Annotated in this window: 21 protein-coding genes and 1 pseudogene; 10 read left to right on the top strand and 12 right to left on the bottom strand. The window is 68.2% G+C overall.

Going from position 1 to position 21,798, the window contains the following annotated elements; translation table 11 throughout:
• The 4 genes and pseudogenes from AZG88_RS53635 to sucB all read right to left on the bottom strand — a co-directional run.
• Positions 1-137: pseudogene (locus tag AZG88_RS53635) on the bottom strand (lipoyl synthase); the annotation flags it as partial.
• On the bottom strand, positions 121-897 hold the full coding sequence (gene lipB / locus AZG88_RS15390) for a lipoyl(octanoyl) transferase LipB (RefSeq protein ID WP_005247748.1): 777 nt from the start codon (positions 895-897) through the stop codon (positions 121-123). The pseudogene AZG88_RS53635 and the gene lipB, both read right to left, overlap by 17 nt.
• Before the next feature lie 48 nt (positions 898-945).
• A complete protein-coding gene (locus AZG88_RS15385) occupies positions 946-1,836 on the bottom strand; it encodes a TIGR01777 family oxidoreductase (RefSeq protein ID WP_025432899.1) in 891 nt (296 codons plus the stop codon).
• 91 nt (positions 1,837-1,927) lie between these two features.
• Complete coding sequence (gene sucB / locus AZG88_RS15380; RefSeq protein ID WP_025432898.1) at positions 1,928-3,667, bottom strand: 2-oxoglutarate dehydrogenase, E2 component, dihydrolipoamide succinyltransferase; 1,740 nt, start codon at positions 3,665-3,667, stop codon at positions 1,928-1,930.
• 329 nt (positions 3,668-3,996) lie between these two features.
• Between sucB and AZG88_RS15375 the strand changes: the two genes are divergently transcribed.
• Positions 3,997-4,335 (top strand): hypothetical protein, encoded by a 339-nt coding sequence (locus tag AZG88_RS15375; protein ID WP_005247738.1) that lies wholly within the window; start codon positions 3,997-3,999, stop codon positions 4,333-4,335.
• Positions 4,336-4,402: 67 nt separating this feature from the next.
• Here AZG88_RS15375 and AZG88_RS15370 read toward each other — a convergent pair whose 3' ends face one another.
• Positions 4,403-5,920 (bottom strand): leucyl aminopeptidase, encoded by a 1,518-nt coding sequence (locus tag AZG88_RS15370; protein WP_061698178.1) that lies wholly within the window; start codon positions 5,918-5,920, stop codon positions 4,403-4,405.
• A gap of 121 nt (positions 5,921-6,041) precedes the next feature.
• Here AZG88_RS15370 and gcvT point away from each other — a divergent pair, with 121 nt between their 5' ends.
• Positions 6,042-7,142, top strand: a complete 1,101-nt coding sequence (gene gcvT, locus AZG88_RS15365) for a glycine cleavage system aminomethyltransferase GcvT (RefSeq protein WP_061044183.1) — start codon at positions 6,042-6,044, stop codon at positions 7,140-7,142.
• 63 nt (positions 7,143-7,205) lie between these two features.
• On the top strand, positions 7,206-8,309 hold the full coding sequence (locus tag AZG88_RS15360) for a branched-chain amino acid aminotransferase (protein ID WP_005247732.1): 1,104 nt from the start codon (positions 7,206-7,208) through the stop codon (positions 8,307-8,309).
• Between the two features lie 19 nt (positions 8,310-8,328).
• Here the strand turns inward: AZG88_RS15360 and AZG88_RS15355 are convergent, their stop codons facing one another.
• The 3 genes from AZG88_RS15355 to cobU are packed head-to-tail and all read right to left on the bottom strand — an operon-like array spanning position 8,329 to position 10,852.
• On the bottom strand, positions 8,329-9,069 hold the full coding sequence (locus AZG88_RS15355) for an adenosylcobinamide-GDP ribazoletransferase (protein ID WP_025432897.1): 741 nt from the start codon (positions 9,067-9,069) through the stop codon (positions 8,329-8,331).
• A gap of 2 nt (positions 9,070-9,071) precedes the next feature.
• Positions 9,072-10,208, bottom strand: coding sequence for a nicotinate-nucleotide--dimethylbenzimidazole phosphoribosyltransferase (gene cobT / locus AZG88_RS15350; RefSeq protein ID WP_061698177.1), 1,137 nt, complete (start codon positions 10,206-10,208; stop codon positions 9,072-9,074).
• A complete protein-coding gene (cobU, locus tag AZG88_RS15345; RefSeq protein ID WP_061698176.1) occupies positions 10,205-10,852 on the bottom strand; it encodes a bifunctional adenosylcobinamide kinase/adenosylcobinamide-phosphate guanylyltransferase in 648 nt (215 codons plus the stop codon). Before cobU ends, cobT begins: the two co-directional genes overlap by 4 nt.
• Before the next feature lie 100 nt (positions 10,853-10,952).
• Between cobU and AZG88_RS15340 the strand changes: the two genes are divergently transcribed.
• Positions 10,953-11,168: a hypothetical protein gene (locus AZG88_RS15340; protein ID WP_025432894.1), complete on the top strand. Its 216-nt coding sequence runs from the start codon at positions 10,953-10,955 to the stop codon at positions 11,166-11,168.
• A gap of 3 nt (positions 11,169-11,171) precedes the next feature.
• Here AZG88_RS15340 and AZG88_RS15335 read toward each other — a convergent pair whose 3' ends face one another.
• Positions 11,172-11,828, bottom strand: coding sequence for a DUF3043 domain-containing protein (locus tag AZG88_RS15335; RefSeq protein WP_025432893.1), 657 nt, complete (start codon positions 11,826-11,828; stop codon positions 11,172-11,174).
• Positions 11,829-11,916: 88 nt separating this feature from the next.
• Between AZG88_RS15335 and AZG88_RS15330 the strand changes: the two genes are divergently transcribed.
• From AZG88_RS15330 to AZG88_RS15320, 3 genes are all read left to right on the top strand, one after another.
• Positions 11,917-12,993, top strand: coding sequence for a glycerate kinase family protein (locus AZG88_RS15330; RefSeq protein WP_061698175.1), 1,077 nt, complete (start codon positions 11,917-11,919; stop codon positions 12,991-12,993).
• Between the two features lie 138 nt (positions 12,994-13,131).
• Positions 13,132-13,482, top strand: a complete 351-nt coding sequence (locus AZG88_RS15325) for an iron-sulfur cluster assembly accessory protein (protein ID WP_005247725.1) — start codon at positions 13,132-13,134, stop codon at positions 13,480-13,482.
• Positions 13,483-13,660: 178 nt separating this feature from the next.
• A complete protein-coding gene (locus AZG88_RS15320) occupies positions 13,661-14,635 on the top strand; it encodes a carbohydrate kinase family protein (protein ID WP_005247724.1) in 975 nt (324 codons plus the stop codon).
• A gap of 71 nt (positions 14,636-14,706) precedes the next feature.
• Here AZG88_RS15320 and asnB read toward each other — a convergent pair whose 3' ends face one another.
• Positions 14,707-16,632 (bottom strand): asparagine synthase (glutamine-hydrolyzing), encoded by a 1,926-nt coding sequence (asnB, locus tag AZG88_RS15315; RefSeq protein ID WP_061044188.1) that lies wholly within the window; start codon positions 16,630-16,632, stop codon positions 14,707-14,709.
• Between the two features lie 274 nt (positions 16,633-16,906).
• Between asnB and ctaC the strand changes: the two genes are divergently transcribed.
• The gene (gene ctaC, locus AZG88_RS15310; RefSeq protein WP_016880030.1) at positions 16,907-17,974 is read left to right on the top strand and encodes an aa3-type cytochrome oxidase subunit II; all 1,068 of its coding nucleotides are present in this window, start codon (positions 16,907-16,909) and stop codon (positions 17,972-17,974) included.
• A gap of 41 nt (positions 17,975-18,015) precedes the next feature.
• Positions 18,016-18,432: a cytochrome c oxidase subunit 4 gene (locus tag AZG88_RS15305; protein WP_005573189.1), complete on the top strand. Its 417-nt coding sequence runs from the start codon at positions 18,016-18,018 to the stop codon at positions 18,430-18,432.
• Between the two features lie 71 nt (positions 18,433-18,503).
• Here AZG88_RS15305 and AZG88_RS15300 read toward each other — a convergent pair whose 3' ends face one another.
• Positions 18,504-19,106: a TetR/AcrR family transcriptional regulator gene (locus tag AZG88_RS15300; protein WP_061698174.1), complete on the bottom strand. Its 603-nt coding sequence runs from the start codon at positions 19,104-19,106 to the stop codon at positions 18,504-18,506.
• A 69-nt stretch (positions 19,107-19,175) separates the two neighbouring features.
• Between AZG88_RS15300 and AZG88_RS15295 the strand changes: the two genes are divergently transcribed.
• Positions 19,176-20,126, top strand: a complete 951-nt coding sequence (locus tag AZG88_RS15295) for a DMT family transporter (RefSeq protein WP_061698173.1) — start codon at positions 19,176-19,178, stop codon at positions 20,124-20,126.
• A gap of 2 nt (positions 20,127-20,128) precedes the next feature.
• Here AZG88_RS15295 and qcrB read toward each other — a convergent pair whose 3' ends face one another.
• Positions 20,129-21,778: a cytochrome bc1 complex cytochrome b subunit gene (gene qcrB / locus AZG88_RS15290; RefSeq protein ID WP_043943950.1), complete on the bottom strand. Its 1,650-nt coding sequence runs from the start codon at positions 21,776-21,778 to the stop codon at positions 20,129-20,131.
• Positions 21,779-21,798: the final 20 nt, after the last annotated feature.

Genomic DNA, 21,798 nt, shown 5'->3' with positions numbered 1-21,798 from the left:
TCGATCGGAGTCTCCGCATTTCGGATCTCGAGGCGGAGCAATTTGCGTCCTTCTGGGGCCACAGTCACGGAGACGATCGTACGCCCGGCCCGTCGCGCCCGGCGGGCCGGGGAGCGGAGGTCAACCGTACTGAACAGTAGTGAAGGTGGGCGCGGACGACGTCGTCTCGGCGGCGGCGGAGTCGAACGTGACCCGCTCGATGTCGTGTTCGGTCACCGGAAGTTCGCCGTCGAGCGCGGCGACGACGGCCGCCGTGACGACGGGCGTGACCTCCTCGACAGTGACGTCGCGGCCCAATTCCCGCGACAGCGACGTGACCCCGGCGTCGCGGATACCGCACGGGATGATCGCGTCGAACCCCGTGAGAACGGAATTGCAGTTGAGCGAGAAGCCGTGGAGTGCGACACCACGCTGTACCCGCACGCCGATGGCCGCCACCTTGCGCTCGGGCAGCCACTGCCCGTTGTCGAGGGACGCCGGCAGCCACACACCGGAGCGACCGTCGACCCGGCCGCAGTCGATGCCGAGGTCGGTGCACACGGTGATCAGTGCCTGCTCGAGCCGGCGCACGTACCGCACGACGTCGACCGGTTCGGCCAGTTTGACGATCGGGTAGCCCACCAGCTGACCCGGACCGTGCCAGGTGATCTTCCCGCCACGGTCGACGTCGATGACGGGAGTGCCGTCGGTCGGACGGTCCTCGGGTTCGGTCCGGCGCCCCGCGGTATAGACGGCCGGGTGTTCGAGCAGGAGGAGCGTGTCGGTACCCACGTTCTCGGCGCGTTCGGCCGCCAGCTCGCGCTGTCGATCCCAGGCGTCGACATACCCGATCGTGCCGAGATGTTCGACGGAAATCGGGGAGGGGCTGAAACGGGCGGATTGTGTCGCGCTGCTCATGCGCTAGAGGTTACGCCGGGGCTGCGGCCGCACCGCGACGACGTGGGTTCACCGCACGAGCGCGGCGTCGAGCGCTTCCCCGATGGTGTTGTGCCGGAACCGGAATCCCGTGTTCTCGAGCACCGTGGGTATCGCGCGCTGCCCGGCCAGGATGCCTTCCTGCGCAAACTCGCCGACCAGTGCGCTGAGCGCGAACCCGGGAACGATCCACGGTGCGGGACGGTGCAGCGTCCGCGCGACCGCGCCGTTGAACTGGGCGTTGGTGACGGGCGCCGGGCCGGTGACGTTCACGGGGCCGGCGACGTCGTCGCGGGCGAGGACGAACTTGATCGCATCGACCTCGTCCTCCAACGAGATCCACGACAGGTACTGGCGGCCGTTGCCGAGCCGGCCGCCGAGCCCGAACGAGTACAGCGTCTTCAGCCTGCCGAGCAGGCCGCCGTGGGGCGAGAGGACGATGCCGCTCCGCAGCAGAACCGTCCGGATCTTCGAGGTGTGGGCGGGGGCTGTCGCGGCCTCCCAGTCGCGGCAGGTGTCCGCGAGGAAACCCGTCCCGGAGGGCGAGGTCTCGTCGACGACCCGATCGCCGGTGTCGCCGTAGTAGCCGACTGCGCTCGCATTCACGAACACGGGCACCGCGGCCTCGGCGACGCCCTCGGCCAGGACGTCGGTGGCGGCGATGCGACTGTCCCGGATCAGTTGCTTGTACGCCCCGGTCCAGCGTTTGTCGCCGACCCCGACGCCGCACAGATTCACGACCGCATCGGCGTCCGCGAGGATCCCCGTGTCGATCCGGTCCTTCTGCGGATCCCAGCGTGACTCGTCGGGACCCGCGGACGACCGGCGGACGAGGCGGACGACGTCGTGACCGTCGCCGCGGAGAGACGAGACGAGAGCGGTGCCAATCAGCCCGGAGGAACCGGCGATGACCACTCGCATGTGCAACAGCCTCCTTCACAGCGCAGGGGCACCATCCCTGATGGAAATGGTGCCCCTGCGAAACTACGTTCGGCTCGAAGTCCGGTGACGATCAGAGGCCGAGGTCGGCCTCGAACGCTCCCTGCTCCAGACGCTGCTTGATCGTGGTCAAGAAGCGGCCGGCGTCGGCACCGTCGACGAGGCGGTGATCGTAGGTGAGCGGCAGGTAGCACATCGAGCGGACGCCGATGCTCTCACTGCCGGACTCGTCGGTCACGACCACGGGACGCTTGACGATCGCGCCGGTTCCGAGCATCGCGGCCTGCGGGGGCACGAGGATCGGGGTGTCGAACAGGGCGCCCTGGCTGCCGATGTTCGTGATCGTGAACGTGCCACCGGACAGCTCGTCCGGCTTGAGCCCACCGGAGCGGGCGCGCTTGGCGATGTCCGCGATCGCGCGGGCCAGGCCGGCCAGCGACAGGTCGCCGGCGTTGTGGATCACAGGGGACAGCAGGCCCTGGTCGGTGTCGACCGCGATGCCCAGGTGCTCGGCGTCGTAGTAGGTGATCTGCTTGTTCGCCTCGTCGTAGCTGGCGTTGATGTTCGGGTGCGACTTCAGCGCCTCGACGACGGCCTTCGCGAAGAACGGGAGGAACGTGAGCTTGACGCCCTCGCGCTCGAGGAAGGTGTTCTTGGCCTGCGCGCGCAGGGCCGCGATCTTGGTGACGTCGATCTCGAAGGTCTGGGTGAGCTGCGCCGTGGTCTGCAGCGACTCCCGTGTCTTCGTGGCGGTGATCTGACGAATCCGGTTGGCCTTCTGCGTGGTTCCGCGCAGGTGGGCCAGTTCGGGGCGGACCCCGGCGGAGGCGGCTGCGGGAGCAGCGGCGGCGGCCGGTGCGGCAGCAGGCGCGGCAGCGGCGGCCGGTGCCTTCTTGGCCTCGGCGGCAGCGAGGACGTCCTGCTTACGGATGCGGCCACCGACTCCGGTGCCCGTCACCGAGGACAGGTCGACGTTGTTGTCCGTAGCGAGCTTGCGCACCAGCGGGGTGACGTACGGGGTGCTGTCTCCGGACGTGGCCGCGGGAGCGGGTGCGGCGGCTGCGGGAGCCGGCGCCGATGCTGCCGGTGCGGCGGCCGGGGCCGGTGCACTCTTGGCGGGCTCGGGCTTCGCGGGCTCCGGGGCCGGAGCGGGCTTCGCGGGCTCGGGTGTCGGCTCGGGCTTCGGTTCCGCGGCCGGCTTGGCGGCGGGCGCGCCCGAACCGATGACGGCGAGCTGACCGCCGACGGAAACGGTGTCGTCTTCCTCGGCGCTGATCTCGAGGAGAGTACCGGCGACGGGGGACGGGATCTCCGTGTCGACCTTGTCGGTGGACACCTCGACGAGCGGCTCGTCCACGGCGACCTCGTCGCCGACGGCCTTGAGCCAGCGGGTGACGGTGCCCTCGGTGACGGACTCGCCCAGTTCGGGCATCTTCACGGCGGTGCCCTCGGCGGAACCGTTGCCGGATGCTGCGGGCGCGGGCTCGGCGGCCGGCGCCTCCGCGGCGGGAGCCGGCTCCGCGGCGGGCTCTTCGGCGGCGGGTGCGGGAGCGGAGTCGGAGGCAGGAGCCTCACCGGCGTCGCCGATCACGGCAAGCTCGCCACCGATTTCCACGGTGTCGTCTTCCTGAGCAACGATCTTGCTGAGAACGCCGGCCACGGGAGACGGGATTTCCGTGTCCACCTTGTCCGTGGAGACTTCGAGCAAGGGTTCGTCAACTTCGACCGTGTCTCCTTCCTGCTTGAGCCACCGCGTGACAGTTCCCTCGGTGACACTCTCACCAAGCGCTGGCATCTGGACGGAGAAGGCCATGTCTTTTGACTCCTCGACAGTTGTGTTCGGGTTGTTGAATTTTGTCGACTTGTGGTCGTGAACCATTGTGCTTCGAGATGCACGTGTCTTGCGTCTACTTGCAGGTAATTCCGATTCGTCGTCACCCACTCGCTGTGTCGGCGCTCCACATCTTTCCATTGATCCGGCGGGCGTGTCCGCCGAGGGGCACCCGTCGGGGACTCCGGTGTGTCGCGACGTAATCGCTACCGGCCAGTAGTTTTCGTGTGCGGCGGAAACCGGGCGTGCGCTGGCAAACTTGGAGGACAGTCGCCGGCATCGTCGGGCGCACGCACTCGAGGAGGCTCGACGTGGGGTTGTTCGACCGATTCTCGCGGCCTCGGTCCGGCCGATCTCAGGCGTCCCCGGAGGACGCCGCGTATCTCGCGAACTGGACTCGCACGCACCTCGGTGTGGAGGCCTACGTGGAACCTCAGACGACAGTGACGGAAGTCACTGTCGTGCTCGTTGCGGCGGACGGCGAGTGGACCCGGCGCCGGGTGGGCGGTGAACGCGGCGCCCGCAAACTCGGCGAGGACCTCCGCATCCCCGTGTACGACGTCCGCAAGACCGGCTACCCGCAGCGGATGCGCGACCACGACGCGCGGCGCCGCATCGAGCGGAAGCGGGAGCGCGAGCGCGACCTCTAGGCGGCTTCGCCGCCGTGCGCCTTGCTGGTTGTTCCAGCTACCAGAAAGGCGCACGGGCGCGGAGCGCCTACCCGTTGGCGGCGATGTCCTCGATCACCGCGATCATGGTGCGCACGGGCACGCCGGTGCCGCCGCGGCCGGTGTATCCCCACGGTCCCGACGAGTTGTACGCCGGTCCGGCGACGTCGATGTGCGCCCACTGGACGCCGTCGGCGACGAACTCCTTCAGGTACAGGGCCGCCGCGAGCATGCCGCCCCAGCGGTGGTTGGTGACGTTGGCGAGGTCGGCGACCTTCGAATCGAGGTCCGAGCGCAGTTCGGCGGGCATCGGCATGGCCCACGCGTTCTCACCGATTTCCTGGGAAATGGCGGCGACGCGGTCGCGGAACTCGTCGGTGCCCATCACACCGGGCGTCCGGTTGCCCAGTGCCACCATCTGCGCGCCGGTGAGAGTCGCCGTGTCGATGAGGTAGTCGGGGTCGTCCTCGCACGCGCGGACGATGGCGTCGGCGAGGACGAGACGTCCCTCCGCGTCGGTGTTGATGACCTCCACCGTGGTTCCGCCGTACTGGGTGAGGACGTCGCCGGGACGCTGCGCGGTGGACGACGGCATGTTCTCGGCCATCGGGACGGTGGCGGTGACGTCGACCGGCAGTCCGAGCTTGGCGGCGAGGACAACGGTGGCGACGACGGCTGCGGCGCCGCCCATGTCGGACGTCATGTTCTCCATGCCTGCGGCGGGCTTGATGGAGATGCCGCCGGTGTCGAACGTGATGCCCTTGCCGACGAGCGCGACCTTGGGGGCGTTCCGCTTTTTGGCGGAGTAGCTCAGCCGGACCAGCCGCGGCAGCCGGGACGAGCCCTTGCCCACCCCGAGGATGCCGCCGTATCCGTTCTTTTCGAGTGCCTTCTCGTCGAGGACCTCGACCTTCAGTCCGGCGTCGGTGCCGAGAGCCTTTGCGCGGTCGGCGAATTCGGCGGGGAAGAGGTGGCTCGGGGGAGTGTTGACGAATTCGCGCGCGGTGGCGACGGCGTCGGCGATCGCCGCGGAGCGCGCGAGGGTCTCCCTCGACTCCTTGGCGCGCGGGGACGACACCAGCAGCTCCACCCGCGAGACGGGCTGTGCGTCCGGGCCGGGAGCGGATTTCGCGGACTTGAACTCGGTGAACCGGTACGCGCCGAGGGCGAAACCTTCGGCTGCCGCACCGAGATCGAGTACGGACAGGGTGGTCGCGACGGTGCCGACGCCACTGAGCGAACGCGCCGCGGCGCCCGCGGACTTGCGGATCTGCTCGGCGTCGAGCTTCTCGGCCGAACCGAGTCCGACGGCGAGCACACTGTCGACCGGAAGCGTGTCGGGTGCCGGGATGCGGGTCGTCTCCTCCGCCTTGCCGGAGGCGCCGACCGAGACGAGCGTGTCGAGCAGATCGGTCAGCACCGATTCGTCGACGATGCCGTCGCCGAGGGCGATTTCGGGTCCGTCCGAGCTCGACGTCAGCCCGATCACCAGCACGTCCACCCGCTTGCCGACGGTGCCGGCCAGGGCGAGTTGTGGTCCGAGGGGTCGGGCTGTGTGAGTGCTCACGGTGTCTCTCCTGCAGCGGTTCGGGATCGGGTGGTGTCGGATGGTCGACGTCCGTCCCGATGGTAGTGCTCGTCCGCCGTCGCCTACCCGGTGCGCCCGGGGGTCGGATAAGTTGAGGCCCATGACCGAGGAGCAGTTGTCCCAAGGCCCCGTCCACGCCGTTCACGTCGAACTCGGGGCCACGTTCGCTCCCTTCGGGGGCTGGGAGATGCCCGTCTCGTACGCCGGGGTCGTCGCCGAACACACCGCGGTGCGCGAGTCGGTGGGGGTGTTCGACGTCAGCCACCTCGGCAAGGCCCTCGTGCGGGGCAGTGGCGCCGCAGCCTTCGTGAACTCGGCCCTGACCAACGATCTCGACAAGATCGGTCCCGGCAAGGCGCAATACACGCTGTGCTGCACGCCGTCGGGCGGAGTGATCGACGATCTGATCGCCTACTACGTGAGCCCCGACGAGGTGTTCCTCGTCCCCAACGCGGCCAACACCGCGGACGTGGTCGCGGCACTGGCCGCCACGGCCCCAGAGGGCGTCACCGTGGAGAACCAGCACCGGGATTTCGGTGTGATCGCCGTCCAGGGCCCGAAGTCGGCGGACGTGCTCACCGCACTCGGCCTGCCCACCGACATCGAGTACATGGCCTTCGCGGACGCCACCTGGGACGGGGTTCCCGTCCGCGTGTGCCGCAGCGGGTACACCGGCGAGGTCGGGTTCGAACTGCTGCCGCGCTGGGAGGACAGCGAGAAGGTGTTCCGGGCCGCGGTCGAGCAGGTCCGCGCGCACGGCGGCCAGGTCGCCGGTCTCGGTGCCCGGGACACGCTGCGCACCGAGATGGGATACCCGCTGCACGGGCACGAACTGTCGCTGGAGATCTCCCCGCTCGAGGCGCGATGCGGCTGGGCGATCGGGTGGAAGAAGCCGAAGTTCTGGGGCAAGGAGACGCTCACCGACGAGAAGGAGTCCGGCCCGGCGCGCAAGCTGTGGGGCATCAAGGCGCTGGACCGCGGGGTTCTCCGCGCCGGTCAGACCGTGCTGCGCGACGGCGAGTCGATCGGCGAGACCACGTCGGGCACGTTCTCGCCCACGCTCAAGGTCGGGATCGCATTGGCGCTGCTCGACTCCGGAGCCGGCGTGTCGGCGGGAGACGAGATCGCCGTGGACGTCCGGGGACGCTCCCTGCGCGCCGAGGTGGTGTCTCCGCCGTTCGTGGAGATCAACACCAAGTAAGCGCCTGTCGCGGACGACCTGTCGGCCGTGGGGCGGCGGAAGGCGTTCGATAAGATCACGGGCATGACAGGTGTCACCGAGTTCGTTCGCGTCCCGCATCCCGCCCTCACCTCCGACGAGGTACGGCGAGAGATACTGGCGGCGCCCGGATTCGGTCGGTACTTCACGGACCACATGGTGTCGATCACCTACTCCACGGAGCTCGGCTGGCACGACGCCAAGGTCGAACCGTACGGGCCGCTCCAGCTCGACCCCGCCGCGATGGTGCTGCATTACGGACAGGCCATCTTCGAGGGGCTGAAGGCGTACCGGCAGCCCGACGGTGGCATCTCGACGTTCCGCCTCGAGGCGAACGCCGAACGACTTGCGACGTCGGCTCGTCGTCTCGCGATGCCGGAGCTGCCGGAGGAGTTGTTCGTCAAGTCGATCACCGAACTGCTCGAGCTGGATCACGAATGGGTGCCCGCCGCCGGCGGTGAGGACGCGCTGTACCTCCGCCCGTTCATGTTCTCCACCGAGGCCGGTCTCGGTGTGCGTCCGGCCGACGAGTACCGCTACCTGCTGATCGCCTCGCCCGCAGGCGCCTACTTCCCGCGTGGAGTGAAGCCGGTCAGCGTGTGGCTGTCGACGGAATACGTGCGCGCCGCACCCGGTGGCACCGGCGCCGCCAAGTTCGCGGGCAACTATGCGGCTTCGCTTCTCGCGCAGGCGCAGGCCGCCGACGAGGGTTGCGACCAGGTGGTGTGGCTCGACGCGATCGAGCGGTCGTACGTGGAGGAGATGGGCGGCATGAACCTCTTCTTCGTGTTCGGCTCCGGCCCCGACGCCCGCCTCGTGACGCCGTCCCTGTCCGGTTCGCTGCTGCCGGGTATCACCCGCAACTCGCTGCTGACCCTCGCGACCGACGCAGGTTTCGCGGTGGAGGAGCGTCGGATCAGCACCGACGAATGGCGCACCAAGACCAAGTCGGGTGAGATCACCGAGGTGTTCGCGTGCGGTACCGCGGCGGTCATCACACCCGTCGGCCGGGTCAAGTCGGCCGAGGGTGAATTCACGATCGCCGACGGCGAACCCGGCGAGGTCACCATGGCCCTGCGCGACACGCTGACCGGCATTCAGCGGGGAACGTTCGCCGACACCCACGGGTGGATGACCAAACTGCGCTGATCTCGGTTCCGGCGGTCGATCAGAAAGTGAGACCGATCGCCGAGACGGTGACGGTGATCTCGAGCGCGGCGCCGAGCACGTCGCCGTTCAGGCCGGCGAATCGCCGGACGCAGTGGGCCACCAGCAACGCGGTGAGCGTCAGCGCGACCGCCGCGACGATCGGCCCCTGCCACCACGGCGAGGTGCACCACGCGGCCGCCGCGAGGAGCGGAACGGTCCAGGCGATGCCGGTCCACGGTGACTGGGTTTCGGCGACCAGTGCGCCGAATCCTTCCGTCGACGACGCGGGAATTCCGCGCCGGCAGGCGAACACGACCGCCACCCGCCCGGCCGCCACGGCGACGGCCACGCACGCGAATTGTCCTGCGGCGGCCAGAGATCCGAACGCCAGTCCCTGCGCGCCCAGGCAGATCACCAGGGCGCACACCCCGAACGGGCCCGCACCGCCGCTGTGCATCACGGCCCGCGCCCGCTCCGGCGGCCCGTAACAGCCGAGCCCGTCGACCGTGTCGGACAGGCCGTCGATGTGCATGCCCCGGGTGGCGAGAGCATGAGCACCCACCGTCATCAGGCCGGCGAGGGCGGGGTCGAGACCGGCGGACACGAGCGCCCACAGCACCCCCGCGGCCAGGACTCCCAGCGCGATCCCGGTCACCGGCGCCGCCCGGATAGCGCGGCGACCTGACACGCGGTCCACGGAATCCGGTCCGTGCAGGGGAAGAACTGTCAGCCAGGAGAACGCGAGCAGCACGCCCGACACGGTCAGCCCGCGGTATCGGCGGCGGAGCCGGTCTCGGTGCCCTCGCCGTCCTCGGTGCCCTCGCTGTCCTCGGCGTCGCGGGTGCTGACTCCGGCCTCCGCGAACGTCGCCATCTCCGCGAGCGTGGCGACGGCGCCCTGCAGGATCGGCAGTGCGGTGACGGCGCCGGACCCCTCGCCGAGCCGCATGTCGAGTTCGAGGAGGGGGTCGAGTTGCAGGTGCTTCAGTGCGATCGTGTGAGCCGGTTCCGTCGAACGGTGGCCGGCCAGCCACCATGCGCGGGCGCCGTGCGCGAGTTCCTCCGCGACCATCGCGGCCGCGGTCACGACGACGCCGTCGAGAATCACCGGGGTCTTGCGAGCGGAGGCCTGGGCGAGGAAGCCGGCCATCGCGGCGAGGTCGGCGCCCGACACCGTACGCAGGAGCGCCACCGTGTCCCGGACCACCGGCCGGGCCCGGCGCATCGCGTCGCGGATCGCCGCCGTCTTCCGGATCCAGCCGGCGTCGTCGACACCGGTGCCCCGGCCGACCGCAGCCACCGGTTCGGTGTCCGTCAGCGCGGCGATGAGAACGGTGGCCGGCGTGGTGTTGCCGATTCCCATGTCGCCGGCGATCAACAGGTCTGCGCCGGAATCGATCTCGGAGTCGGCGATGGACCGTCCGGCCTCGATGGCCTTCAGTGTCTCCTCGTGTGTGAGCGCGTCCTCGCGGTCGATCGCCCCCGACGAGCGGCGAATCTTGAACGTGGACACCGACGGATCCGTGTCGCCGTCGACGGACAGGTCGACGACGCGCACGCTTGCGCCGGCCCGGTTCGCGAGAGCATTGACGGCTGCCCCGCCGCCGACGAAGTTGGCGACCATCTGGGCCGTCACCTCGGGCGGATACGCCGAGACGCCGGTCCGTGCCACTCCGTGGTCGCCGGCGAACACCACCACCCGCGCCCGCGCGAAGGGGACGGGCGGGCAGACGCCCTGGCAGGCCGCGGCCCAGCACGCGAGCGTCTCGAGACGTCCGAGCGAGCCCGCCGGTTTGGTGAGCTGCAACTGACGGGCCTCGGCCTGGGCGCGCACCCCTTCGTCGGGTGGGGTGACGGGTTCGAACCGACCAGGGTCGGTGCTCACGGACTCGCTGGTCACGCTTGGCCTCTCGCTCGAGTGGACACTTCTGCCCCGCACGACTCGTGTGCGGGATCATCTTTCAAGGTCATGGTCAGTCCGGCGACGACCAGGACCACGCGATCGCAGACCTGGGCGAGCCGCGCGTTGAGGGCGCCGATCTCGTCGCGGAACAGGCGACCGGACCGGGTCTCGGGGATGACGCCGAGACCTACTTCGGGAGTCACCAGCACGAGTGCGCCGCGATAGTCGCGGACGCTCGCGACGAGTTCGTCCGTGCGTGGGGTGATGCTGCCCCGCGGCGATTCCCAGGCTGCGGCGCCGTCGAGTTCGACGGTGAGCCAGGTGCCGAGATCGTCGACGAGGGTGGCCGCGGCTTCGGTGGGGGAACGCAATTGGTCGACGAGGTCGCGCCGGTGCGCGGTTTCCACGGTGAGCCAGCTGCCGGGACGCCGATCGCGGTGCTGAGCGATGCGGTGTTCCCAGTCGTGGTCGTCGGGGTCGCGGTGACTGGTGGCGACGTAGCGCACCCGGCCCGCCCCGGCCAGGGCCTGGGTCAGTTCCTCGGCGTGAGCGGATTTTCCGGAGCGTGCACCGCCGAGCACCAATGTTCGCGACGTCTGGTTCGGACGGCGCGGGCGGTCCGGGGAATCGGCGGTGGGCACGGAGGGAAACGCTACCAACCCACCGGAGTGGCAGTATTTTGACGAAGAACGTCAATTCCGCCACTGTTGGCGGGAAGTGAATGGGCGGAAAATTTCAGCCATGACCGAATTCCTCGTCCTCGTTGCACTTCTCCTCGTGCTGCATACGGCCGTGATGTACGCCGGTCGGCACCTGGGTCCACTCCATCCGCGACTGCGGAAAAGCTACCGCGACAACTTCTTCCGACCGGCTGATCCCATGACCGACCTGTCGTACGACCGCGACGCCGAACTGGGGCGGCTGCTCGCCGAGACGCACCGCGCGCCCCACAACTGACCGTCAGATGGCGTCGCCGGGGCGCACCCGCGGCTTGGGGGCGCGCAGCTTGCGGATCTGCGACGCACGCACGAACGCGTACCACCCGAGCTTGAAACCGCCGTCGGGGGTGTCCGGGAAGCGCTCCCGCACCTGATTGTTGATCTTGCGGCCGAGCCAGACGCCCTCGATGGCCATGAACATCATCATGATGAGCATGGCTAGCGTCACGATCGCCTGCAGTGCCGGGCTGACGAACATCGCCATGATGAGAACCAGGGCCAGCGGCATGAACAGGCCGACCAGGTTGCGCCGGGCGTCCACGATGTCGCGGACGTACGCGCGGACCGGCCCCTTGTCGCGGGGGAGGAGGTATTTGTCCTCGCCGGCGAGCATGCGGGCGCGTCGCTCGGCGGCGGTGGCGCGCCGCTCCGCCGCGGCGACCTTGCGCTCTTCCTTGCTACCGCGGGTGGCCTTCTTACGGGCGCGTGCCTCTTTCGCCGTCAGGGGTGCGGGCGCGACCGGACCGCGTCGCTTCGCCTCGGCGTCGCGTCGCTTGGGGGTCGGGCGGCCCTTGCCCGCCTGTTCGGCGGACTCCGCCTCCGAGGCCGTGGACGACTCGGCGACCTCGACGTCCCGCTTGTCTGAATTGTCCGAATCACCGCGGCGTAGCAATTTCACCCTTCCAGAGTATGGGAAGACGGCGCCGGGGGGGAAACCGCCCTCACATCGAAATGCCGGGTCGCGCCCGTCGCCATACACTTCGCCGATGCGAGTGATGATCGCACCGGACTCCTTCGGTGAAACGCTGACCGCCGTCGAGGCAACCGCCGCGATCGCGGCGGGATGGTCGGCCGTGCGCCCGGACGACCAGCTGATCGAGGCGCCGCAGTCCGACGGCGGCCCCGGATTCGTCGACGTGGTCGCGGCTGCGGGCGGCACCGTCCGGACCGCGGTCGTGGAAGGGCCCCTCGGCGCCGACGTCACGGCCCGCTGGCTCCTCGACGGCACCGACGCGTACCTCGAATCCGCCCAGGCCTGCGGACTCGGACTGCTGGGCGGACCGCCGACGCCCCGCACCGCCCGCGACGCGCACAGCAGGGGCGTCGGCCAACTCGTGGTGGCGGCCCTCGACGCCGGAGCGAGGAGAATCGTCGTCGGTCTCGGCGGCAGCAGCTGCACCGACGGCGGCCGCGGTCTCGTCGAAGCCCTCGCGCAGGGTTTCGGGAGCGCGGACGCCGCCGTCGCCCGCCTGCGGTCGGTGGAACTGGTGGCCGCGTCCGACGTCGAGCATCCGTTGCTCGGCGAGCACGGCGCCGCCCGCGTGTTCGGACCGCAGAAGGGTGCCGACCCCGACACCGTCGCATTCCTCGAGGACCGGAACGCCGCATGGGCGGGGCAACTGCAGCGGGTGACGGCCCGGGAGGTCGCCGCCGAGGCCGGAGCCGGCGCCGCCGGTGGCATCGGGGCCGCCCTGCTCGCCCTCGGCGCGAGCCGCGAATCCGGTGCTCACGTGGTCGCGCAACGCACCCGGCAGGACCGGCAACTCGCCTCCGCCCAGCTCGTGATCACCGGGGAAGGCCGCCTCGACCAGCAGTCGCTGCGCGGGAAACTCGTGATCGCGCTCGCCGCTGCCGCCCGCCGGCGCTCGATCGCGACACTCGTCCTGGCCGGGCAGGTCCTCCTCGACACCGCGGACCTCGACAGCGCGGGCATCGACGACGCACTGTCGCTGGTGGACCACGCGGGATCGGTCGAACTCGCGATGTCGGACGCATACGCGCAGCTGAGAGACCTTGCCGCGGCCGCAGCCCGCAGTTGGGACGGTGCGGCCGCAGGGCAGTAACCCGAATCCGCGACGTCGGATACCATGGACGTGGATCGATCTGCGGACGCTGCCGCAGGGAATGGAACCCGGGAATAAGTCGGGCGCGGAGTACCGTTGAAGCGTTCACGGGTTTGTTACGAACTACAGGGAGAGCCCATGACTGTGCAGAACGAGACCGCCGTCCACGGCGTCAAGATGACCGAAGCCGCGTCCGCCAAGGCGAAGGCGCTGCTCGATCAGGAAGGTCGTGACGACCTCGCACTGCGTATCGCCGTGCAACCCGGCGGCTGCGCAGGACTGCGTTACCAGCTGTTCTTCGACGACCGGAACCTGGACGGCGACCTGATCGTGGACTTCGGTGGCGTCGCCCTCGCGGTGGACCGGATGAGCGCGCCGTACGTCGAGGGTGCCTCGATCGACTTCGTCGACACCATCGAGAAGCAGGGTTTCACCATCGACAACCCCAACGCGACCGGTTCGTGCGCCTGCGGCGACTCCTTCAACTGAGTCCCAGGCCGAAGTACAACTGAATCGACAAGTCTGACGCGGCGCCGACCGGCTGCCGCGTCAGACTTTTTTCGTGCCCGATCTCCACGTACCCGGGTCCCGTGCTGCCGACCGATCACGGTGGTACTCCGGGGTACGGTGAGAAATCCCGACCGAACTCATCGAAAGGCATCCGCCCGTGACAATTGCGGTTACCGGTTCCATCGCCACCGACCACCTGATGCGGTTTCCGGGCCGGTTCGCCGAGCAACTGCTCGCCGATCAGCTCAGTCACATCTCGTTGAGCTTCCTGGTCGACGACCTCGTAGTCCGGCGCGGGGGAGTGGGCGGCAACATCGCCTACGCCATGGGCGTCCTCGGTGGATCTCCACTGCTGGTCGGGGCCGTCGGGGCCGACTTCGCGGACTACCGCCAGTGGCTCGAGAGCAACGGTGTCGACTGCACCGCCGTCCGGATCTCGACCACCGCGCACACCGCGCGTTTCGTGTGCACCACCGACGAGGACATGGCGCAGATCGCGTCGTTCTACCCCGGTGCGATGAGTGAGGCCCGCGAAATCCAGCTGTCCGGTATCGCGCAGGACGCCGAAGCGCTCGAACTGGTCCTGATCGGCGCCAACGACCCCGAGGCGATGATCCGCCACACCGAGGAATGCCGCCGGCAGGGAATCCCGTTCGCCGCCGACCCGTCGCAGCAGCTCGCCCGACTGAACGGCGACGAGGCGTCGGCGCTGATCCGCGGCGCAAAGTACCTGTTCACGAACGAGTACGAGTGGGGACTGCTGCAGCAGAAGACCGGACTGTCGGAAGAGGAGATCCGCGCTCAGGTCGGCGTCCGTGTCACGACGCTCGGTTCCAAGGGCGTCGAGATCGTCGACTCCGAGGGCAACTGGACCCGTGTCGCCGTCGTTCCCGAGAAGGCGAAGGTCGACCCGACCGGTGTCGGTGACGGATTCCGGGCCGGATTCCTCCTCGCGCACAGCGCGGGCCTGAGTTTCGAGCGCTCCGCGCAGCTGGGGTCGCTGGTGGCGGTGCTCGTGCTGGAGACCGTCGGAACCCAGGAATGGACATTCGACCGCGATGAGGCTGTCAAGCGCCTCGCGGACGCCTACGGCTCCACCGCCGCCGACGAGATCGCTGCCGTTCTTCCGTAGGAGGCGGCTCCGCCGCCCGTGAGTGGTTGACGAGTCCCTGGACTCGTCAACCACTCACGGGCGCGAAGCGCCTACAGCGAGACCGGGTACGCCGGCTCGGCGATCTCCGGAACGATGCGGTTCTCCACGAAGATGCCGTGCCAGACCATGAAGATCAGCACGGTCCAGAGGCGACGGCTGTGGTCGGACACGCCGTCCCGGTGGTCGTTCAGCATCTTCGCGATCGCGGCCTTGTCGAGCAGGTGATCGGTGCCCGACGCCGCGATCTGCTCGTGTGCCCAGTCGAACAGTTCGGTGCCGCGCAGCCAGTGCCGCAGCGGCACCGGGAAGCCCAGCTTCGCCCGATGGAGCACGTGCCCGGGCACGATGCCTTCCAGTGCCTGACGCAGCGCGTACTTGGTGGTGCTCTTGGTGATCTTCTGATCCAGCGGCACCTGCGACGCGACCTTGAAGACCTCGGGGTCGAGGAACGGCACTCGAAGTTCGAGCGAGTTGGCCATCGTCATCTTGTCGGCCTTGACGAGGATGTCGCCGCGCAACCATGTGAACAGGTCCAGATGCTGCATCCGGGCCACCGGATCCCACCCCTGCGACTGCGCGTAGATCGGGTCGGTGACGTCGCGGTGCGTCCACTCCGGCCGGAAGTCGCGCAGGACGGCGCGCAACTGTGCGTCGTTGAAGCTGCGCGCGTTGCCGTAGTACCGCTCCTCCAGGGTCAGTGAACCGCGGTTGAGCAGGCTCTTTCCGCGGGTGCCCTCGGGGATGCGCTCGGACAGCTTCCCGGCGGCCCGCCGCAGTCCCTTGGGCAGGTACTCGAACGGCTTCAGCGAAATCGGCTCGCGGTAGATGGTGTAGCCGCCGAACAGTTCGTCGGCGCCCTCACCGGACAGCACGACCTTGACGTGCTTGCGCGCCTCCTTGGCCACGAACCACAGCGGAACCAGCGCGGGATCGGCGACCGGGTCGTCGAGGTACCACACGATCTCGGGGATGGCGGCGGCGAACTCGGACGGGCTCACCACCTTGACCACGTGACGTGCGCCGATCGCTTCGGCGGACTCGGCTGCGACGTCGACCTCGGAATAGCCCTCGCGCTCGAAACCGGTGGTGAACGTGATCAGGTTCGGGTTGTGGCGCATCGCGAGCGCCGCGATGGCCGTCGAGTCGATGCCACCGGACAGGAAGGAACCGACCGTGACGTCGGCGCGCATGTGCTTGGCGACCGAATCCTCGAGCGCCTCCGCGATCTCGCGGTACCGGGCCTGCTCGGTGCCCGCGGCGAACGGGCGCACCGGGAACGTGGGCGCGAAATAGCGGGTGATCACGGGTTCTTCGCCCGGTCGCACACGCGCGAAGCAGCCGGACTCGAGCCGGCGGATCTGCTTGTGGAGGGTTTCCGGCTCCGGCACGTACTGAAGGACGGTGTAGTGCTCGACGGCCCGCGGATCGAGTTCGGTGCCGATGCCGATCAGGCTCGCCAGCTCCAGCAGGCTCTTCTTCTCGCTACCGAACGCGGTGCCGCCGACGCCCGTCGCCAGGAAGAGCGGTTTGATGCCGAACGGATCGCGCGCGATGAACAGTTCCCGCGTCTCCGTGTCCCAGATCGCGAACGCGAACATGCCGCGCAGGCGGCGGACGGCGTCCTCGCCCCAGTAGTGGAACGCGGCGACGATGGCCTCGCTGTCGCCCTCTGTGACGAACTGCGCACCGAACTGCTCGGCGAGTTCGGCCCGAACCTCGAGGTAGTTGTAGATCTCGCCGTTGAACGTCAGCGCGTAGCGTTCCGGATTCTCCGCCGGACCCCACCGCAGGGGCTGGTGGGAGTGTTCGATGTCGATGATCGACAGGCGATTGAACCCGAAGACCAGGTGGTCGTCGTGCCAGGTCCCGTGCTCGTCCGGCCCACGGTGCCGCAGGCAGTGCATCGCCTGGTCGACCTGTGAGACGGCGTTGTCGCTGGTTTCTCCAGAGGTCAGTAGCCCGAGCAGTCCGCACACAGCGTCCGGTACCTCAATTCAGAATCTTGGAAGGCTCCACGAGGTGGAGTGGTCAGGGATCTCTGCCGGAAAGTATGCCGCAGATTGCCGGAGCGTCCGGTTCGGGCCGCCGGTGACGGTGCCCGGCTCGAACAGCGGCACCGCCGCGGCGTCGGCAGCGACACGTCGTCGCCCGACCCGAGGATGGAGAGCCGCCACCTTTGGTCTACGCTGCGTAGTAATTGGGCCTTCCCATCGGGTGTGCCCTAGTGGAATTTGCGGCGATCAGGAAGGCGTGAACGTGGCGCAAGGTCGGATCCTTCGGCGGGCAGGGTTGGCAGTATCTTTGGGCATTGCTGCCTTGCTGCTGTCGGGTTGTTCAATCGACAACGAGGTGCTTCGTTTCGGGTGGCCTTCGGGCGTAACCCCGCAGGCGCACCGCATGCGTGAACTGTGGACCTGGTCGGTCATCGCCGCCCTCGTCATGGGTGTGCTGGTGTGGGGACTCACCTTCTGGGCGGTGATCTTCCACCGTAAGAAGAAGGACTCACCCGAGTTCCCGCGGCAGACGGCATACAACGTGCCGCTCGAGCTGGCGTACACCGCGGTTCCGTTCGTCATCATCGCCGTGCTGTTCTACTTCACGGTGATCGTGCAGAACCATGTCCTCGAGAAGGAGGACAACCCCAACGTAGTGGTGGATGTCACTGCATACCAGTGGAACTGGAAGTTCGGCTACCGATCCATCGACCTCGGTGAGGGTGGCGGCAAGTACGACGGCGTCGATCAGGAAGCGCAGGCTGCGGTCGAGTCCGCACCGGCATCCGAGGCGGAGGCCGAGGGTGAGCACGCCCAGCCCGGACCGATCCACGGCAAGACCCCCCAGGACCTGTCCTACCTGCACTACGACAAGATCGAGACGATCGGCTCGAGCAACGAGATCCCGATCCTCGTCCTGCCGACCGGCAAGCGGATCCAGTTCGAACTGGCCTCCGCCGATGTTATCCACGCCTTCTGGGTGCCGGAGTTCCTGTTCAAGCGCGACGTGAACCCGAACCCGAAGGAGAACCACTCCGACAACGTCTTCCAGATCAGTGAGATCGAGAAGGAAGGTGCCTTCGTCGGGCGCTGCGCCGAGATGTGCGGCACGTTCCACGCGATGATGAACTTCGAGGTTCGCGCCGTGAGCCCCGACAAGTTCGCGCAGTACATCGAGCTGCGCAAGCCGGCGAGCGAGGGCGGCCGGGATCTGACCACGGCGGAGGCTCTGCAGGCCATCGGCGAGTCCCCGGTTGCGACGTCGACGTCTCCCTTCACCACCGATCGCGGCTACAAGCAGGCGAGCGGTGTCGAAGGTAACTGAACCTGCTGCTGATACCTCACTGACCAAGGACAAGTGCTGATATGAAGATCGAAGCCAAGCTCTTCGAGATCCTGACGGTATTCTTCATTCTCGTCGCGATCGTCTACGGCGTCTTCACCGCCGTTTCACGAACCGGTATCGAGTGGGCGGGTCTGACGGGCATCTGCCTGTCGGCGGGACTGACGCTGATCATCGGAACGTACTTCCGGTTCGTCGCACGTCGCCTCGACACCCGTCCCGAGGACTATGAGGACGCGGAGATCGCCGACGGCGCAGGCGACCTGGGCTTCTTCAGCCCCGGTAGCTACTGGCCGATCCTGCTCGCCGCTTCTGCTGCGTTCGTCGCAGTCGCGATGGCGTTCTTCCAGCCGTGGATGATCGTGGTCGCCGTGATTGCCGTGCTCGCGGCCGCTGCCGGCCTCGTCTTCGAGTACTACGTCGGGCCCGAGAAGCACTAGTTCCACCCACGATCAGACGGCGGAGGCGCCGAATCCCCCTGGGGTTCGGCGCCTCCGCTGTGTCGTCGGCCCTAGCCGGCCGGGTCTGCCGCGGCGGCGAGGAGTGCCGCCGCCTGATCGGACGCGAGTCGCACGGCCTCGGGAAACACGTGCAATCCGTGCGAGACCAGGGCGCCTTCGTGGAGCAGCATGATGGTGCGCGCGAGTGTCTCCGGATCGTGCACCTCCGCGTCCCGGCACACGCCGCTGAACAGGTCGAGCATCCAGCGCTTCTGGCCGATGATGACCGCGTACGCCGGATGTGACGGGTCGCTGATTTCCGCGTGCGCGTTGACCATGCTGCACCCTTTCGCGCTGTTCTCCGCGGTCCACTCCCTGGACGCGTCGAAGATCGCCGCCAGTCGCCGCTCGGGGGAGTCTGCGACGGTGTCGAGGTGGGCTGCGAGGAATGCCCGCCACCGCTCGTCCCGGTCGGCGAGGTACTCGACCACGATCTGTTCCTTCGATCCGAAACGGTCGTAGAGCGTCTTCTTCGTGACACCGGCCTCGGCGGCGATGAGATCCACGCCGACCGCGTGAATTCCCCGCTCGTAGAAGAGGCGGCCGGCCGCGTCCAGCGCTCGTCTCGCTCCCGGGGTCAGTGCGACGCGTCGCGGTGACGGCACAGAATCCATGACAAAAGTATACAGATCGGTATAAGTTGAAGAGGTATACCGATCTGTCTACTTGGGTGGTGGTCAGTTGTGAATGCGCTTCTCGCCGTGCTGTTCGTCCTGTGCTGGAGCTCCGGCTTCATCGGGGCCAAACTCGGCGCCGGGGACGCGGCCCCGCTGACGGTACTGACCTGGCGGTTCCTGCCACTCGCCGTCGCACTTGCGCTGGCCGCCGCGCTGTTCGGACGCGCACGGTGGCGAGGGCTCGGGTCCCGTGCGTTCGGTCGTCAGGTGACGATCGGTGCGCTGTCGCAGACGGGATATCTGCTGACCGTCTACCAGGCGATCGGCCTCGGCGTCTCGACCGGTACCACCGCGCTGATCGACGGCACCCAGCCCCTGGTCGTCGCCGTACTGGCCGGCCCTCTGCTGGGTCAGTACGTCGCGCCCCGGCAGTGGTGGGGGGTGCTGCTGGGAGTGGCGGGGGTCATGATCGTCACCGCAGGCGACGCCACCTCTGCGTCCGGCGTGTCGTGGTGGGCGTACCTCGTGCCGTTCGCCGGGATGCTGTCGCTGGTGGCCGCGACCTTCCTGGAGAGTCGCTCACCGACCGACACCGACCCCGTCGTGTCCATGACCGTGCACTGCGCGACCAGCGCCGTGCTCTTCACCGCCCTCGCCGCGTGCGCCGGACAGGTGTCGCCGCCGCCGACGGCGTCGTTCTGGTGGTCGGTGGCCTGGCTGATCGCCCTGTCCACGTTCGGCGGCTACGGCCTGTACTGGCTCGTGCTGCGTCGGAGCGGGGTCACCCGGGTCAATGCCCTGATGTTCCTGATGGCACCGGTGACGGCGATCTGGGGGGCCGTGATGTTCGGCGAGCCGTTCGGAATCCTCACCGCGCTCGGTCTTCTCCTGGGACTCGGGGCGGTCGTGCTCGTGTTCCGCGCGCAACCGCGGGGGAGGGGAGCGGGCACGGTGCCCACCGACGAGCAGAGCCCCGAACCGGAAGTGGTTCGGGGCTCTGCTCGGTTGCGGAGGTGAGGCTAGTGGGCCTCGCCATTGCCGGACGATCCGTTGCCGGAAGCCGACGAACCGTTGCCGTGGGCGCGGTCCTGGTACTCCCGCAGCATCGTGAGCTGCTCGTGCTCGCCGTGGTGCAGGGCGTGCTCGAGAGCCAGGCTCTCCTCGACCGGGTCGGCCGTGACAAGGCTGCCGGAACCGGGCTTGCCGGCGGAACCGAGCTTGTTCATCTTCTTCGGGACGGTCGCACCCTGGTACTCGAGCGGGATCGGGTGACCGTGGTCGTCGACCGGGCCGAGCGGCTGGTGGATCTCGATGTACTGACCGTTCGGCATCCGCTTGATGATGCCGGTCTCGATGCCGTGCTCGAGGACCTCACGGTCGCTGCGCTGGAGACCCAGGCAGAACCGGTAGGCCACGAAGAAGGCGATCGGAGGCAGCAACACCATGCCGATGCGGCCGATCCACGTCATCGCGTTCAGCGAGATGCTCAGGTGGTACGCGATGATGTCGTTGATGCAGGAGATCGTCAGGACGGCGTAGAACGTAATCGCCATCGCACCGATCGCGGTACGCACCGGAACGTCACGCGGACGCTGCAGCAGGTTGTGGTGAGCGTCGTCCTTGGTCAGGCGCTTCTCGATCCACGGGTAGGCGATCAGCACCGTGAACACCAGACCCATGATCAACGCGACAGCGAACACCGACGGAATGGTGTAGCGGTCGAACAGGTAGATGTCCCATGCCGGCCACAGACGGGCCAGGCCGTCCGTCCACATCATGTAGATGTCGGGCTGCGAACCGGCCGACACCTGCGACGGGTTGTAGGGGCCGATGGTCCAGACCGGGTTGATCTGCAGCACGCCACCCATCACGGCCAGAACGCCGAACGTGATCGCGAAGAATGCACCCGACTTGACGGCGAACACCGGGAGGATGCGCACGCCCACGACGTTGTTCTCCGTGCGGCCGGGGCCGGGGAACTGCGTGTGCTTCTGGTACCAGACGAGCGCGAGGTGACCGGCGATCAGGGCGAGGATGATGCCCGGGAAAAGCAGGACGTGCGCGACGTACAGGCGGGGGATGATCAGGTCGCCGGGGAAGTCGCCGCCGAAGATCAGCCAGTGCATCCAGGTGCCTGCGATCGGGATGCTCAGCGTGATGCCGGAGAACGCGGCGCGCAGGCCCGTGCCGGACAGCAGGTCGTCGGGGATCGTGTAGCCGAAGAATCCCTCGAACATCGCCAGGATCAGCAGCAGGCAGCCGATGACCCAGTTGGCCTCACGCGGACGCCGGAAGGCGCCGGTGAAGAAGATGCGCATCAGGTGCACGACGATCGACGCCGCGAACATCAGCGCGGCCCAGTGGTGGATCTGACGGACGAACAGGCCGCCACGGACCTCGAACGAAATGTTCAGCGTGGTCTCGTACGCGCGGGACATCGTGACGCCGCGCAGGGGCTCGTACGCACCGTTGTACACGACGTGCGCCATCGACGGATCGAAGAACAGGGTCAGGTAGACACCGGAGATCAGCAGGATGACGAAGCTGTACAGCGCGATCTCGCCGAGCAGGAACGACCAGTGGGTGGGGAAGACCTTGTTGATCTGCCGCCGCATCCCCGCTGCGAGGTGGTAGCGCGAGTCCATCGCTTCGGCCTGGCCGGTGGCCATCGCGCTCAGTTTGGACGGTT

Source organism: Rhodococcus sp. LB1, assembly GCF_001583455.1.
Classification (GTDB): domain Bacteria; phylum Actinomycetota; class Actinomycetes; order Mycobacteriales; family Mycobacteriaceae; genus Rhodococcus_F; species Rhodococcus_F opacus.
The sequence above is the reverse complement of the archived record's forward strand: the minus strand, read 5'-3'. Positions and strand labels throughout refer to the sequence as shown.

Excerpts from the sequence above, each read along its gene's own strand:
- lipB (WP_005247748.1), bottom strand. The coding sequence starts at position 897 with ATGAGCAGCGCGACACAATCCGCCCGTTTCAGCCCCTCCCCGATTTCC.
- AZG88_RS15330 (WP_061698175.1), top strand. The coding sequence starts at position 11,917 with ATGCGAGTGATGATCGCACCGGACTCCTTCGGTGAAACGCTGACCGCC.
- sucB (WP_025432898.1), bottom strand. The coding sequence starts at position 3,667 with ATGGCCTTCTCCGTCCAGATGCCAGCGCTTGGTGAGAGTGTCACCGAG.
- gcvT (WP_061044183.1), top strand. The coding sequence starts at position 6,042 with ATGACCGAGGAGCAGTTGTCCCAAGGCCCCGTCCACGCCGTTCACGTC.
- AZG88_RS15300 (WP_061698174.1), bottom strand. The coding sequence starts at position 19,106 with ATGGATTCTGTGCCGTCACCGCGACGCGTCGCACTGACCCCGGGAGCG.
- AZG88_RS15340 (WP_025432894.1), top strand. The coding sequence starts at position 10,953 with ATGACCGAATTCCTCGTCCTCGTTGCACTTCTCCTCGTGCTGCATACG.
- AZG88_RS15360 (WP_005247732.1), top strand. The coding sequence starts at position 7,206 with ATGACAGGTGTCACCGAGTTCGTTCGCGTCCCGCATCCCGCCCTCACC.
- AZG88_RS15325 (WP_005247725.1), top strand. The coding sequence starts at position 13,132 with ATGACTGTGCAGAACGAGACCGCCGTCCACGGCGTCAAGATGACCGAA.
- qcrB (WP_043943950.1), bottom strand. The coding sequence starts at position 21,778 with ATGGCCACCGGCCAGGCCGAAGCGATGGACTCGCGCTACCACCTCGCA.
- AZG88_RS15385 (WP_025432899.1), bottom strand. The coding sequence starts at position 1,836 with ATGCGAGTGGTCATCGCCGGTTCCTCCGGGCTGATTGGCACCGCTCTC.
- AZG88_RS15305 (WP_005573189.1), top strand. The coding sequence starts at position 18,016 with ATGAAGATCGAAGCCAAGCTCTTCGAGATCCTGACGGTATTCTTCATT.